Raw genomic sequence first — 16077 nt, 5'->3', positions numbered from 1 at the left:
TTGCGATTTGGATTATGGATTTACATTTAAGGTAATAATAAATTCTGTGCCTTCATTAAGTTTTGATATAACTTCTATGTGACCCTTGTGCTTCTCTATGATACTGAATACGATAGAGAGCCCCAGACCAGTACCTTCGCCAATATCCTTAGTTGTAAAGAAAGGCTCAAAAATACGATGCTTTACCTCCTCCGTCATCCCAATGCCGGTGTCCTTGATGCTGATTTTTACCTGTTGGTCTTCATACCAGGTTCTGATCGTCAAAAATTCTTCTGCTCTTTGTTCTGCTTTGGTTTTTATGGCCTGTATGGCGTTGCTTACCAAGTTCATAAACACTTGGTTGATCTTGCCAGGCAGGCAGTCTACTTTTGGCAAATTGCCATATTCTTTAATTACGGTTAGGTTATCAGGTAAATTGTTCCTTACCAACACTAATGTAGATTGAAGCCCTTCATTTAAATCTATAGGCTTCATATCCGTTTCGTCAACACGACTGAAGTTCCTCAAACTTCTAATGATTTCTGCAGTACGTTTGGCACCTTCGCTGATACCAGATAAGAGCGAAGATATTTCGTTGTTTACAAAATCAATATCGATCTGTTTTTTGAAAGATTCGATTTCCTCTACTTGTTCTTTAACATCTCGACTGTAGTCAATGTTTTCGTATTTGGTGATAATTTCTTTTAAATCGTTAATATCAAGTTCTAAAGGTTTGATATTTGAAGTTACGAAATTTATGGGATTATTGATCTCGTGCGCAATGCCAGCCGTTAACTGACCCAATGCAGCCATTTTTTCTGCATCGACCAGTTGTGATTGGGTATCCTTTAAATTGGTTAGCGTAACATTGAGTGTAGAATTAGCACTTTCCAATTCTTCCGTACGCTCTTTTACCTTTTTCTCTAAGACGATATTCTGTTCCCTGATGAGTTTTTGATTTTCTAGGGAGGCATTAAGGGCCTGTGCCTGAGCCACCTCGTTCTCTTTTTTAAAGAAATTGATTTTATCGGCCAAGGCGAACGAAAGCAACATTACTTCGATTGCCGATGAAATTTGAAGCAGGTAAATGGTAAAGTTGTTATAAGGAATTACACCATAGTCTTTCATGATGAAAAGGATGGCTCCAACCAATAAAACAGACCAGGCTACCAAGTAATAGCCGGCCGGCTTAAAGTGCTTTCTGAAATATACAAAGCTGGCAGCGGCCAAGGCCAAAATAGTTCCCGAAATGGTAAGGAACTGCATGAATACAAAGGCCGTGTAAATGCCAAACACATATAGTACGATCAGGTTAAGTAAGGTCAGGTAGTAGAAAATAACGATAAGCTTATGCCAAAGCTTGGAGAAAACCTTTGTATTGAGGAACGAGAGCGTAAATAAACTCGTGAACACCAATGCCAAACTAGAAAACAAGACCACCGAATAGGTGTTGATCGTGGTTCCTTCGGGCGAGAAATATTTGGCAAAATAGCCTTGTATAGAGATTTGGGTAAGCCAGGTAAAAAAGAGATAAAAGATATAGTATAAATAACTTTTGTCTCTGATGATGATAAACAGAAACAGGTTATATACAAACATCACCACCATAATACCGGTATACAAACCAAAGATTACGTTTCTGAGCGAGAAATTCTCTAATAAAGTACCTTGATCGCTTACGCTTACCGGTGCCAAAAAGGTTTCATTGGAACGGAGCTTCAAAAATAGGTTATCGTCTGCAGCTATAGTAGGGGGAAGTTGGAATATCTTGCCCAAGGTAGCCCCGTTATTGGCGTAGGGGTAACTGGTGTAAGGCTTAATGAGCTGACTTTCGCCGTTGCTGTGTACAATATAAAGTTCTGCCAGCGCTAAACGAGATTGATCAATAAACAACAGCTGGTTATCGTACTGTTTAGCGGCTTTTGGGCTAAATTTAATCCAATAGCTGCCGGTATCTAATCCATAGTTGAGTACGTCTTTGTCTGTAGGCGTAAACTTTTGGCTCATTGCCTCTTTTAAATCGGCTTTATTGGTGCCATCTCTATAATAGCCTACGGTAAAATCACGCTGTAAGATGCCTTTCTCATCTACCGAAGCCTTAGCCATTAGGTTTCCAAAAGAAAGAAGGGCGAACAATAAAAGGTATACTGTTCTTTTCATAAGCCTATAGTGTTAGATCGAAATGCAAAGTAATCATTTCGCCGGTTTTTGATTGGATTTCTTGTTTGGTAATGGCGTTTGATCGCATATTCATTGCAATGCTTCTTTCAGGCTCGTGCGTTAAAGGCAGATTTTTTACATCATCGATCAGGATTGACGTTGCCGTTAAATCTTCTTTGGGATAATAAAACTTACCATTGATGCCTATTTCTGTAATCACCCTAAAACCGCCTCTAATAGAATTTCGGTAGGTTGCCGGAGCACATAAGCCAAATAAGGTGTTAAGCTTGATCATATCGGCATAGGCCACACAGGCTGTACTTAAATGCATGCTTCCAATGCCAAGGCCGGCAATATCCCATGAATTCCAAAGTCCACAAAGTTCGCCAGTGCCGGCATCTGTTCTTTCGTCAACCATTTGGTAGATCCTTTCGTCCATATAACCTACGGCATCTTCAATTGGCAAGGGATTTTTACGGTTTGCCTGATGGATACGCCCACCGGCCAATGCGCGACCTCCTTCTTCGGCGGTAACCAAAATTACAAATACATCAGGGTTGAGCACCCAATCAATTTTTGCCGAAGTGATTTGGGTAATGCCAAAAATCTCAAGAACATGGGTATGTCCTTCAATAAACTTCATACACGCTGCACGATCATCAACCGCCCTAAAGGCCTTGAAATATAAATTGTCTATATGTGGCCTATGCTCTTCCAATGGAGAATATTTTAGAGGTTGATTTTCGGATAGTTCTTTCTGGGGATGGGCTGGCCTTAAAGAGCCTGAACATAAAGATAGCTTGTTCGCTTGAATCCAGACCAAAAATATGTTTGAAATTTTGTTCTGCTTGGCTTAGTTGTGCCTTGTTTTCTGTGGGAAGAGGTAAACTGTTTTCAACTGAATTCTTATAGAAAAAGATCAGTGGTACGTTAATGGGATGCACCTGCAAATCGAGTTGCGTTGCGCCCAGCCAAAGTTTTTGTGCGGCCATGCCTCCTTCGATAAACGATTTGATTTCGCCCTGTGGCATGGTAATGAGACCAATTGCGCTCGAAGCCATGAATTGCATCATAGACAGGCGTTTAAAACCACTGCCACCATTGATCTGTTGCAAGAAATCGATCATGCGCCTATCTTTTAGCAAACGAATACCGATTTGATCGTTGTTGTTTAAATCTAGGGTATGGATTCCGATACCGTCTTCTGTAACCGCCACTTCCTCTAAATTCCAGCGCATTTCGCGTTCAATGAAATCGGTATGGGCAGCTGGAATAAACATTCTTAGCAAGTCGGTATGGGTAGCAATCATGCCCAGGTTTTTGATCATTTCGGGATCAGTTACCCATTTGAGCTGTGCATTTTCCGTTTGTGTTACCAAATTGGTCAAGCTAGCCAAAGTTGCTTCGTCTATTTCTTGCCTTGGCGTAATTTTTCTGTTGGTATGCCTCAACGGGATTTGGCTTGCCAATGCTGTAGCCTCTTCGTTAGGCTGCTGGTTTTCGCCAAAGCTGAACCAGGCAACATGCTTAGGAGCCAGTTGAGGAGTAATTTGCCAGTTAACGGCTAAGTTTAAGCTTGAGGCCTTGAGCAATAAATTCTCAATAGCGGCGCCTAATGAGGTATAAGATGATATAAATTGAGGATCTAAATAAGCTTGTGCCACCTGTTCTTCTAAAAACAAGTGCAATATGCCGTTTTGATAGTGCCAGTGCCAAGGCTGGTTGTTGCCTCCAGATGGAGCCAGTTTGGCCGCTTCTATCAATTGTTGTACAATTTCTTGACTAACATGATGTGATGCGGTATCGAAGGCTAATTTGTGGATACCGATAAATTCTTCTATTTCCGGTACACTTAAAAGGGCAGGAGAGGCCAATGGCTGATTTGGTGGAGGAGGAGCCGGATCACTAATCAACTCATCTAAGTCTAAAAAGAAGCGTCCTGAAACTTTAAGCAGGTTCAATAAGATTTTTCTGGAAAGATCTGCTGTTACGCCACCGCCGTAGGTAACTGCACTTGCCAATTGGGGCCAAGTAGAAATGGTGCCCATAATTTCAACGGCAGAGGCCTTCATACGTGGCGATAAGGTTTCTACGCCAGTTACCGCAGTAATGTAAGGTGCCCTTTCGTCTAAAGTGCTGAGCGTCTTGTATTTGCTCATGTCTAAATGTGCTACCATGCCATGTAAAACTGGCCTTTCGGGCTCCAAATCAAATCTTTCGATATCTATGGTGCCACGATCGCTGCCTTCCATCAAAACCGGAATGCCTAGTGCCTTTGCCTTGGTGCGGGCATTGATTTTAATGTCGAAGCTGTCGCATTCGTCTATGAGCAGGTCGAGCTTGCCATTTTCCGTCAAAAATTTATCCAGGTTATCTTCTGTAATGCCCTCATCAAAACAAACTACATTCAGGTAAGGATCAATTTCGGCAATTTCGCGGGCAACAATAACGGTTTTCTTTATTTTGAGATTATAAACGCCAGTTCTGATCCTGTTGATGTTGCTCAAATCGAGTTCGTCAAAATCCGCGATGCGCAGTTCGCCAAAACCTCTTTCCATTGCCAAAGTCAGTGAAACCGATTGTCCAACAGAAAGGCCCATTACCCCAATTTTTTTTTGAGCGAGGGTTTGTTGCTCTTGAGCTGTAATTTTATGCTTGTTTCGATTGGTACGAACCACTGCAAACTCTTCTTCATCTAGCAAGTGTACTACCTTATTGGCCCATGGATAGTATACCCAAACTCCAAAATAATCTGTCGAAAGTTCACCAAAATGCTTTTCAACAGCCTCTGCCAATACGCTTGGCGGCATAAAAACGATAGTTGGCTGCAGGCATTTGATCAATTCTTCAACTTGCGCTGTAATATGGTCGTAAACTTGTAAAGTAGACTTGTTTTGAAGCAGTACTTCGAAGGCATTTTTCTGCTCCTGATCTAGCAGTCTGAAAAACACGGGTTTATAGCTGTTTTTGTAGGCTGAAGTTTGTTCGGTAAGTTGAGAGAGCAATGGATTGAAACCAATTTTAGACTGCATTATGGGTAGTAAAAAGTAACTTGTTAACGATAAAACAGGGATATATGTTAAAACAACTAAATTAGTCTTTTAAGAGTTATAATAAAAAAGTATTTTTATCTTTTATTAACATCCCGATGAGCACAAATATACTATACGTAGACGACGAACCACATAACCTGAGCGCCTTTGCTGCAACCTACCGTAGGTTGTACAAAATTTTTACTGCCGAATCTGCCGAAGATGGCAGAAAAATACTAGATAAAGAAGACATACACATTATTATAACCGACCAGCGCATGCCTAAAACTACCGGTGTAGAGTTTTTGGCTTCCATTTTAGAAGAACATCCAGATCCGATCAGGATGATCCTTACAGGCTATACCGATATTGATGCAGTGATCGATGCCATTAATAAAGGACAGGTTTATCGTTACATCCAAAAACCCTGGATGGAAGAAGACCTGCGCATCAATATTGAGAAGGCAATAGAAATTTATACGTTACGTAAAGAAAACAGAGAGCTAACCGAGAAATTATTAATAGCCAACAGACAATTGGAATTTATTGCGCGCCAAAATCTGTTGTCGTAGACTAGATTTATATATAGCAGTTTTTGGACAACCATTCTAAACAAATAAAACCATCGTTTAGTTTTAATAAATTATTATTATTGTAAAACGCTGTCCCTAAATTTTTTAAGACAGGCGAGGCTTGGATGAAGAATTTCTATTGTTTAGTATTTCTTTTTTTGTTGGTTGGATCTTTTGAGAAAACCTATGCCCAAAATTCGTCTAACAAAGGCAAGGATTTTTGGGTAGCCTACAGCGGGCATAGAGATGGCCTGAACTCTAGACTTACCCTTTTTCTTTCTGCCGATCAGGCTACTGATTACGAAATTTATGTAGGGGCAGCAATGGTATCAAGTGGTACGATAACCGCAAATACCTGCCTGCCGGTTATTATCGATCCCACTTCAATTCCTGTCTACATTGATGGTTCGGATACATTTGCATCGGATAGGGCTATTCATGTAGTTACTAAGAAAGCCATCTCTTTGTACAGCATCATTTCTTTCAATGCCCGAACTGGCGGTACCTTGGTTTTGCCAAGCAATACATTAGGTAAAGAATATTATACTTTTAGTCATCAAAGCAACAGTGCCGAATATTCCCAATTTACGATTGTAGCAACAGCCGATGCCACGGAGATAGAAATTACGCCCAGTAAAGAAGAAAGAAATGGAAAGCACAGTGCTGGCGTGCCTTTCACTATCCATTTAAACAAGGGTCAGATCTATCAATATCAAGCTATTGCAGACTTATCAGGGAGTCACATTAGATCGGTTGATGGCTGTAAGCCAATCGCTGTTTTTTCTGGCAGTACATGGATTGCTTTCTGCGAAACAGGCAATACCAGGGCGCCATCTGGCGGAGATAATCTTTACCAGCAGCTTTTTCCGGTAAGTGCCTGGGGCAAGAAGTTTGTTACCGCACCCTTTTTTAATACCCTGCATGGCAATACCGATATGTTTAAGATCATTGTTGCCGAAGACAACACCACGATAACCGTGAACGGAAGTACTGCTGATGCCAATGGCACGCCGTTGAGCAATCCTTATGCTAAAGGGTCCATTGTTACCTTTTATTCTAACAATCCGAATGTAATTATTGGTTCGGCTCCAATAGCTGTAGCCCATTACCAGACTTCTCAAACCTGTAACCTGAGTAATCCACCGGGCCAAAATGCCACGCCAACCTTTCCTGGAGATCCAGAAATTACGGTGCTCAATCCGGTAGAACAAACGCTGAAGAACATCACTGTTTACTCCAAGTTGCAAAATGTACCCACTAATATCCGTGTATTTTACCTGAATGTAATCATCAGAACTGCGGATATTCCAACATTCAGGTTAGATGGCAACCCGGTTACAGGTTTTGTACCCATAGATGCCGAATACAGTTATGCCATTATTGATGTAACCAATTTACAGCCACAGCATCGACTGACGGCTAATGGTGGGTTTTCGGCCATTGCCTATGGCTACGGAGAATTTGAATCCTATGCCTATTTGGCTGGTGCAAATATCCAAAACTTCACTTTTCAGCCACAAAGTGTTGCATCTGGAAATTTAGTGGCCAATGGCTGTTTAGGCGAAACCCTAAATCTAAAGGTCAATTTGCCTTACCAGGCTACACAAATAGTTTGGAATGTGGATAATGGCGATGGCGACATTACGCAATCGGCTCCGGTTGCATTAAGCAATTTTACAAAAGATGGCTTAACTTATTACACTTATGCTTATCCTAATCCCATCACTTACCTCAAGGCGGGTGATTATGTTTTTAGCGTAAAAGCAACCAAGCCTTCTGCGGATGCCTGCGGGGCTACCGAAGACTTAAGTACCGATTTTTCGGTAGATGAAAAGCCATCGGCGGCTTTCGAGCCTATAGTTTCCGCCTGTCAGGATTTTGCCGTACAATTTAAAGACAAAAGCAATGCTAACTCTGCCATAAGGGGAATTACCAATTGGCTGTGGGATTTTGGCGATGGAACAGCGCCCTCAAGAGAGCAAAACCCTACACATATTTATGCACAAACTGGTTCTTACAACGTAACCTTAACCATAGGTACAGATGCAGGTTGTGGCAATACCTCTATGCCGATGCCGATTGTGATTAGGCCCAAACCAGTAGCAAAATTTACGGTTACAGGAGGAAATTGTGTTGATCGAACGCTTGCACTGAACAACATTTCGAGCATTGCTGGAGCTGGTGTGATCAAAAACTACCATTGGGATTTTGGCGATGGAGTACCGGTTGATGTAGATAATGCTACGCCCCCGAGTTTTAAATATACTACTCCTGGCACCAAAACCATTAAGCTAACTGTCACTTCTGATTTTGGTTGCGTAAGCGATGTTTTTTCGAATACGGTTGAAATAGTTGCCCTGCCAAAGGCTGATTTTTCAATGCCTGGCTACTGCTTAAATGATGGTGTGGCAAAGTTTCCCAACCTTTCTAAAAACGAAGATGGAAGCAAAACTGGACTGACTTATGTTTGGGATTTTGGAGATTCGGCTTCACCTGCTGTTACCACGACAATAGATGGTGCGCACACTTATACCGAAACGGGTACTTATACTGTAACCTTAAGGGTATTTAATCAATTGGGTTGCGAAACAGATAAGAAAGTACAAACCTTTATCGTGAATCCTTTTGTAACTACAGCAAACTTTGCGGTTCAGAACGAAAACAATCTTTGCAGCGGCAACGACGTGGTCATTAACAATACTTCTGTGGTTGCGGCGCCAGGCAGGATAACCAAGGTAGAAGTTTACAAAGATTATGCAAATGATCCTACCTCATTTATTACAATCGATTATCCGGAAGCTCAAGATATTCATTTAAGCTATCCAGAATTAGGCGGACTTATGCCACGCAGCTATACGATTTACATGGTGGCTTACACTGGTGAGAGCTGTTTCAAAACGTTTTCTAAAACCATCTCCATTAAGCCAATACCCATACTTGTATTTGACAATATTCCTCCAACCTGCGAAAACGATGGACTGGTTACCATTAGCCAGGCAAAGGAAACATCAGGTATTATAGGAAAAGGAACTTATAGCGGGGCGGGAATTGTAGACGGCTCAACTGGCGTTTTCAATACTCAAAAAGCAGGGATAGGTGTACACTTGATTACTTATACTTTTGTGGGCAGTGATCCCGGAGCCTGTTCCAGAACGATTACGAAGGAAATTGTAGTCAATCCATCGCCAACTATTAATGCCGAAAGCGAGTTTTACATTTTGGTAGGAGGGCAGAAACAGATCCAGGCCACAGCAAATGGGGCTGATTTAACCTACAAATGGACACCAGCCATAGGATTAAGCAATAGCAATATCCTTAATCCGATTGCCAGTCCGGAGACAGATACGAGGTATACTTTAACGGTTACTTCAGGCAAAGGCTGCAGCACATCTGCAGTGGTCAATGTGCGTGTATTGCAGCAAATCAATGTGCCAAACAGCTTTTCTCCAAATGGCGATGGCATAAACGATGTTTGGAATGTGAAATATTTAGATACTTATCCAAACTCAACTGTAGAAATTTTTGATAGAAATGGCCAAAAAGTATACTTTAGTAAAGGCTATTCGGTACCGTTTAACGGAAACTTTAACAACAAAGCATTACCTGTGGGAACTTATTACTATATTATTAGTCCAAACAGCGGAAGGAAAAATGTTACTGGAGCGCTAACCATTATTAGATAATTTTGAAAAGAAGCATAAGCATTTTAGGGGTAATAATGGTATTGGCTATTGGCGTATATGGCCAGCAGCGCCCACAGTATACCCAGTATATTTTTAACAACTATTTGCTTAACCCGGCACTTAGTGGCATTGAGAATTACATGGATGTAAAAGCAGGCTACAGAAAGCAATGGTCTGGAATAGACAATGCCCCGCAGACATCATTTTTATCGGCAAACTGGAGCTTGGGAGGCGAATATTTATGGAAAAACGCGCTTTCCATGCCTGATAAGGAAGATAATCCCATGCGCGACAATTACATGCAAAACTACACGGCATCGCCTTCACACCATGGCATGGGCGTGGTAATGGTACTCGATAAGGTTGGGCCAATTTCTAGGTTTGATGCCAGTTTAACCTATGCCTATCACCTGCAATTGTCTGGAACGCTAAATCTTTCGGTTGGCGCAGCGGCTGGATTAACCCGCATCGGCTTAGATGTGAATGCTCTAACTTTGGAAGATCCGAACGATCCGGCCATCAACAATACCATTGTGAGCCAGGTAAAGCCCGATGTGGCACTTGGAGTTTGGCTTTATGGGGCCAGGTTTTTTGCCGGAGCATCGGCCCAGCAAATACTTCCACAGAAATTAGCTTTTACCAACGATCCGAGGTATACCAGCGGAAAAGAGGTACCGCACGTTTTTGTAACCGCCGGCTATAAATTCTTTTTGGATGAGGATATTTCTGCAATCCCTTCTTTTATGATTAAGTATGTAAATCCAACACCGCTTTCGGTTGACGCCAATTTGAAGGTTTCTTTTAAGGACCGCTTTTGGATTGGCGGAAGCTATCGCCATAATGATTCTTATGCAGCTATGGCCGGTATCAACATCAGCCGTTTGGTAAATCTCACTTATTCCTATGATTTTACCACTTCTGAACTAAATAAAGTGAGTTACGGAAGCCATGAAATTGTTTTGGGCCTGCAGCTTAACAATGTATACAAGGTGATGAGCTCAATGCGGATGTGGTAGTTTTGGTTAGCAGTTGCCAGTTTTCAGCTCGGATCTGAAGCAATCTCTTTCTATAAATTTATTTTTTTAGATCATTATTTGGATCTGATACAGAATCTATCTCGGGGGCAGCAAACGAGTCGAAATTATCATCACAAACCTGGGTTAACTAAACCTGATTGAAGGGGAAAGCGCCCAAAGGGCCTTGTATCGTAAAGCAGGGCTGAAGAAACTATAGAAAAGCGACGGTCATTTTCATCATAGCCGGCAGTTTCTCAATTGACATTTCGCAATGATGGCAATAGGCCAAAACTAATTAAAGTTCTTTCCTCAGTCTCGCAACCGGAATATTCATTTGTTCGCGGTATTTGGCTACTGTTCTACGGGCAATGTTATAGCCTCTTTCTTTCAGGATTTCGGTTAGCTTTTCGTCGGCAAGCGGCCTGCGTTTATCTTCGTTGCCAATACAGTCTTCCAATATTTTTTTCACTTCCTTGTTAGAAACTTCCTCACCCGTTTCGGTTTGAATGGCTTCTGAGAAGAAAGATTTGAGCAGGAAAGTACCGAATTCGGTTTGTACATATTTAGAGTTGGCCACCCTCGATACCGTAGAAATGTCCATGCCTATCTTATCGGCAATGTCTTTTAAGATCATCGGGCGCATTTTACGCTCATCGGCTGTTAAAAAATATTCGTACTGGTACTGCATGATGGCATTCATGGTCTTTAACAAAGTTTGCTGCCTTTGTTTAATGGCATCGATAAACCATTTGGCCGAGTCGAGTTTCTGTTTTACAAACTGGACAGCCTCTTTCATTTTTTTGTCCTTTTGCGAAGCCTTATCGTAGTGATCGAACATATCCATATAAGAACGGCTCACCCTTAATTCAGGCGCATTCTTTGAATTTAGCGTAAGGATCAGGACTCCATCGTTATTCGAGATGTGAAAATCAGGTATAATTTGCAGCTGTTTGGTGGTTACCTGGTTAGAATCGCCTGGTTTCGGATTTAAACGCAAGATTTCGGCTACCACTTCTTTCAGCTCCTCGCTGGTTAATCCTACCGATTTTTCCAGTTTATCATAGTGTTTGCGCGTAAATTCATCCAAATGATGCTCTACAATGGCAATTGCTTTTTTAATGATCGGATTGTTAACGTCTTTGCGCTTTAACTGAAGCGACAAACATTCTTGCAGGTCTCTGGCTGCTATACCCGGAGGGTCGAAGCTTTGGATTACCTTTAGCATTTCGAGTACGTCTTCCTCCTCAACCATTACGTTTTGCGAGAAAGCCAAATCATCTATCATCGAAGTTATCGGTCTGCGCAGGTAGCCATCATCGTCTAAGCTGCCGATGATCTGCTTGCCAACGATAAAATCGGTATCAGAAAGTGGTACAAGATCAAGTTGTTCCTGTAGGCTTTCAAAAAAAGTGCTTTCAATGGCAATTGGCGTTTCTTTCTTATCTTCGTCGTCATCGCCATTGTTATAAGAGGTACTGTAGTCGTTGGTGTTGTCGTCTTGCAGGTAATCCTCTACATTAAATTCGTCGCTTCCTATGTCTTCGCTCGAATCCTGGCTATAGTCGTCAGTATCGCCGTTAAGGTCGTCGTATTCGCTTTTCGGTTCTTCGGCAGTCATTAAGCTAGGATCTTCCAATGCTGGATTATCCTCTAATTCTTCCTTGATTCGGGTATCTAAAGCAACAGTAGGGACCTGCAACAATTTAATGAACTGAATTTGCTGCGGGGATAGCTTTTGTAGTAGTTTTTGCTGTAAATGTTGTTTTAGCATATAATGATGAATACGACTTGGTGCCAAAAATAAGCATTTGCTTTAGATTATTGAAGCTCGTTTGTTCTATTCTTTAATAAATAGTTAATTTTTTGAAATAGTTGACTTTTTCAACTTAAATACTTGCATTAATGTTAAAGTTTACTATTTTTAATTCACTTAATTAAATAATTGTACAACTAAAAACTACTTATGGGCTTTGTAAAAGAATTTAAAGATTTTGCCGTTAAAGGCAATGTGATAGACCTAGCTGTCGGTGTAATTATTGGAGCTGCTTTCGGTAAAATCGTGAGCTCTTTAGTGGATGATATCATTACCCCTGCTGTTTTAGCGCCTGCCTTAAAGGCCGCAGGCTTGGAAGATATCAGTAAATTAACCATTGCGGGAACCGCTATTAAGTATGGTAATTTTCTATCTCAGGTGCTTTCATTTATCATTGTTGCCTTGGTGTTGTTTATCATCATCAGAATGGTAAACAAAATGAAGAAAAAAGAAGAAGCTGCGCCTGCCGCACCTCCTGCTCCTACAAAAGAAGAAGTGCTTTTGACAGAAATAAGAGATGCATTAAGAAGCAAATAAGATTGATAGAAACAAAAAAAGAAACGTCATCCAGTAAAGCTGGATGACGTTTCTTTTTTAAAAGGTTTTCTTAACTGTAGGGTCGGTAAGGATAATGTAATCGCCCAGGTCTTTGTATTGAGCCCAGTTGGGCTGGTTAAAGTCTTCGGCAGAAAATGAAGAGATGTTCAGGATCTTGAGTTTTGGCGAATAACCCTTCAGTTTGGCCAATGTGCCTAGTTTTTCATCGCTATGGAAACGGCCGTTCACCTGAAAAATCTTTTTCCCCTTATTGTCTTTGGCATAACTGGCGATGCTCCAGGCCATAGTGGCATCCCAAAAATTTTGGGTCTGGTATATTTTCATGCTGCCCATGCTGTGTCCGCCAAGAGTTTCGATAAACTTATCGTAGTAGCGTCCAACAGCCGTATCAATAGGTAAGGGGGCAATAAAACGTTTCGAATTTTCTGGCAATTGTTGCAATATAGTTAAACCCGATTTGGTTACCGCATTGCTGTACCTTGCTGCGCCATTGCCGCCAATTACAGCTAATTTATTGGCTTTTGCCAACTCGATCATCGGCCTATAGTCTTTATAATTGTTCCAGGCACGGCCTTCTTTGATGAAATTCTTTTCGCTGATGATACCACTCAAATATTCGTTAATTACGGGTTGTACATCGGTATGGAACATTTCTAAGGTCAAGGCTACCTTGCTAGGATAAGCCAGTGCCATCTTCTTGAATAGCTCTGCTTCTAGGTAATGTCCAATCGAGTCGTTATGCTCTTCGCCAAAGAAAAGTACATCGGCTTTGCCCAAATCGCTGATGATGTCATCAATACTGATGGTTTTTTGTTTTTTAACGTCGTATATTTTATAATGGCTCGAAAGGTCTTGCGAAAAGCCAATGAGGGGCAACACAATGGCGATCAATAACAATAAATATTTTCTGGTCATCTGAGTTTTTTGCGCTAAAATAACAATTTGCCAGTTAATACTAGGGCTTTGGAACGGTAATGTTGGGCGCCCAGGTCCATTCTGGCGGATTCACGCCGAGGAGGTGTTTCACGAAAAAATCGCGTCGCTTGTGCTCTCCATAATCTCCGCCCAATGAATGCTTCATGCCCGGAACCATCAAAAAATCAAAGTTCTTGTTGTGTTTGATCAGCTGGTTGATCACCTGCATGGTAGAAGAAGGGTCAACATTATCGTCGAGCTCGCCTAAAATGAGCAATAACTTGCCCTGTAGGCGATAGGCATTGTCTACGTTTGACGATTCTGCGTATTGAGGACCGATAGGGTAGCCCATCCACTGTTCGTTCCACCAGATTTTATCCATCCTGTTGTCATGGCATCCCGACGAGGAAACAGCCACTTTATAAAATTCAGGATGGAATAACAAAGCGCCCAAAGAACTCTGTCCGCCAGCCGAATTGCCAAAAATGCCAACTCTTGTGGTATCCATATAGCTGTATTTAGAGGCTAGTGCCTTGATCCAGGCAATTCGATCGGGGAAACCGGCATCTTTTAGGTTTTTATAGCATACGTCATGAAAGGCCTTCGAACGGTTGGAAGTGCCCATGCCATCACATTGAACCACAATAAAACCCAGTTCGGCCAGTTCGTGTAGGGAGCCGCGAGAATCGTTTACAAAACTTTTAGGTACAAAAGAATCATGCGGGCCTGCATAAATGTATTCGATAATAGGGTATTTCTTTTTGGGATCGAAATTGCTCGGGCGCACTACAATACCCCAAATATCCGTTTTTCCATCACGCCCTTTTGCTGTAAACACTTCGGGCAGCTTCCAGCCGGTTTGCAATAAGGCATCGATATTTCCCTTTTCGAGCGTTTTTAATATTTTGCCGGTACGGCCATCCCTCAATAAAGTTATTTGTGGCTCATCTATGCGCGAGTAGGTATCTACAAATGTGCTGTAATCGCTGGCAAACGTTGCTTTGTGGTTACCATTTTCTTGGGTCAATTTAACCAAGCCCGTGCCATCGAGGTTAATCTTGTAGTATTGGATGAAATAGGGATCTTGTCCGTTTTCCATGCCACTGCCTTCAAAAATCAAGAAACGTTGCTGTTCGTTAACAGTAATTACATTTCTAACCACCCAGTTGCCCTTGGTAATCTGGTTTTTCACTTTGCCTTTGGCATCATAGAGGTACAAATGGTTCCAGCCGTCGCGCTCGCTCATCCATATGGTTTCCTGTCCATCATTAATGTCGTATCTATATCGTTTGCTGTAATAGGTGAAAAATGTATTGCTCTGCTCTTTAACCAAATCGGATAAACGTCCGGCAGTATCTACATTGATGATGCTGTAAACCTGATGTCCTCGCTGGTTGTATTCAAATGTAAATGCTCTGCTGTTTTTGCGCCACACAATATCGGTCAGGAAATATTGGTTTTGGATTTCGTTGGTAGTAATGGCAATTTGCTTTTTGGTGCCAATGCTGAACAATGCAGGTTGCTTTTGTTCTAATGCATCGCCAGGTTTGAGGTAATCTCTCGATTGAAGTATGGGCTGCAATTGGGTGCTTGGCGATGATTCGATCAAATAAATGAGGTGCTTTTGGCCTGGACGTACTTTATAGGTGGCCAAATGCTTCGAATCTGGCGACCAAACCAAGTCATCGCTATAATAATCGCCCTCGGCACCGTCAAAGCTCAATTGTATAAATTCTTTTTTTTGGTTATAGGGTTTGATGAAAACGTTATGGTTTTTAAGATAGGCGATCCATTTGCCATCTGGAGATTTGCTTTGCGCACCCGAAGAATTAGCAGGTGGGGCAGGCCTTGGTGTTATTTTTCTGCTGTTCTTAACCGTTAATGTAGCGATATCAAGCGTATAAATGGTGCTGTCGGCCGTGAAATCGAGTTCTGTTCCCTCATTATTGATTTTAATGGCATTCGCTGGAATTTGTAAAGCATTAATGGCCTTTCCAGTATGTTCTGTAATTGTTTTTGCTAGTTTTTGTTGATCAAATGCAGGCCTTATTTCTTGCGACTTTACCTCTACAATCTTATAATTTGTTCCTTGGGCATCGAGCACAGAATAGAAATATTGATTTTTGCCGGCAATCCATTTAAAGGTGTTCGGCGAATTATAAATTTTGTTCTGCATCAGGCCGTTCAAGGATTCGGCCCTTTGGTAATCGGCCTGGGTTCCTTGGGCATAAGCAAATGCCGATAAAAAGATGAAGCAGCTAGTGGCGATACTTTTGAGAGGAAGTGACATAAGAGGATCGTATAGTTATTAATTAGCAAGATAGCTTTAAATTTAAAGGCCATTGGCTT

The 16077-nt window shown here is 41.6% G+C and carries 10 protein-coding genes; 4 read left to right on the top strand and 6 right to left on the bottom strand.

Annotated features, from left to right (window positions below; genetic code table 11):
* Nucleotides 1–12 precede the first annotated feature (12 nt).
* Genes AC570H_RS09155 through AC570H_RS09145 form a run of 3 tightly spaced genes read right to left on the bottom strand, consistent with a single transcriptional unit; the run spans nucleotide 13 to nucleotide 5171 of the window.
* Nucleotides 13–2139 (bottom strand): sensor histidine kinase, encoded by a 2127-nt coding sequence (locus AC570H_RS09155; RefSeq protein WP_497353921.1) that lies wholly within the window; start codon nucleotides 2137–2139, stop codon nucleotides 13–15.
* Nucleotides 2140–2143: 4 nt separating this feature from the next.
* Entirely contained in the window at nucleotides 2144–2857 is a 714-nt protein-coding gene (locus tag AC570H_RS09150) for a hypothetical protein (RefSeq protein ID WP_497353919.1), read from the bottom strand.
* Nucleotides 2844–5171, bottom strand: coding sequence for an Rv1355c family protein (locus tag AC570H_RS09145; RefSeq protein ID WP_497353917.1), 2328 nt, complete (start codon nucleotides 5169–5171; stop codon nucleotides 2844–2846). Before AC570H_RS09145 ends, AC570H_RS09150 begins: the two co-directional genes overlap by 14 nt.
* 116 nt (nucleotides 5172–5287) lie before the next feature.
* Between AC570H_RS09145 and AC570H_RS09140 the strand changes: the two genes are divergently transcribed.
* The 3 genes from AC570H_RS09140 (at nucleotide 5288) to AC570H_RS09130 (ending at nucleotide 10442) form a co-directional block, all read left to right on the top strand.
* Entirely contained in the window at nucleotides 5288–5743 is a 456-nt protein-coding gene (locus AC570H_RS09140) for a response regulator (RefSeq protein WP_497353915.1), read from the top strand.
* A gap of 125 nt (nucleotides 5744–5868) precedes the next feature.
* The gene (locus AC570H_RS09135; protein ID WP_497353913.1) at nucleotides 5869–9426 is read left to right on the top strand and encodes a PKD domain-containing protein; all 3558 of its coding nucleotides are present in this window, start codon (nucleotides 5869–5871) and stop codon (nucleotides 9424–9426) included.
* A 2-nt stretch (nucleotides 9427–9428) separates the two neighbouring features.
* On the top strand, nucleotides 9429–10442 hold the full coding sequence (locus AC570H_RS09130) for a PorP/SprF family type IX secretion system membrane protein (protein ID WP_497353911.1): 1014 nt from the start codon (nucleotides 9429–9431) through the stop codon (nucleotides 10440–10442).
* A gap of 295 nt (nucleotides 10443–10737) precedes the next feature.
* On the opposite strand, the gene rpoN is transcribed toward AC570H_RS09130, so the two are convergent.
* Nucleotides 10738–12213 (bottom strand): RNA polymerase factor sigma-54, encoded by a 1476-nt coding sequence (gene rpoN / locus AC570H_RS09125; protein WP_497353909.1) that lies wholly within the window; start codon nucleotides 12211–12213, stop codon nucleotides 10738–10740.
* A gap of 192 nt (nucleotides 12214–12405) precedes the next feature.
* Here rpoN and mscL point away from each other — a divergent pair, with 192 nt between their 5' ends.
* The gene (gene mscL, locus AC570H_RS09120; RefSeq protein ID WP_497353907.1) at nucleotides 12406–12792 is read left to right on the top strand and encodes a large-conductance mechanosensitive channel protein MscL; all 387 of its coding nucleotides are present in this window, start codon (nucleotides 12406–12408) and stop codon (nucleotides 12790–12792) included.
* 57 nt (nucleotides 12793–12849) lie between these two features.
* Here mscL and AC570H_RS09115 read toward each other — a convergent pair whose 3' ends face one another.
* Nucleotides 12850–13728: a ChaN family lipoprotein gene (locus tag AC570H_RS09115; RefSeq protein ID WP_497353905.1), complete on the bottom strand. Its 879-nt coding sequence runs from the start codon at nucleotides 13726–13728 to the stop codon at nucleotides 12850–12852.
* A gap of 40 nt (nucleotides 13729–13768) precedes the next feature.
* Nucleotides 13769–16018, bottom strand: a complete 2250-nt coding sequence (locus tag AC570H_RS09110) for a S9 family peptidase (RefSeq protein WP_497353903.1) — start codon at nucleotides 16016–16018, stop codon at nucleotides 13769–13771.
* Nucleotides 16019–16077: the final 59 nt, after the last annotated feature.

It is taken from the genome of Pedobacter sp. B4419 (assembly GCF_059693725.1).
The sequence above is the reverse complement of the archived record's forward strand: the minus strand, read 5'-3'. Positions and strand labels throughout refer to the sequence as shown.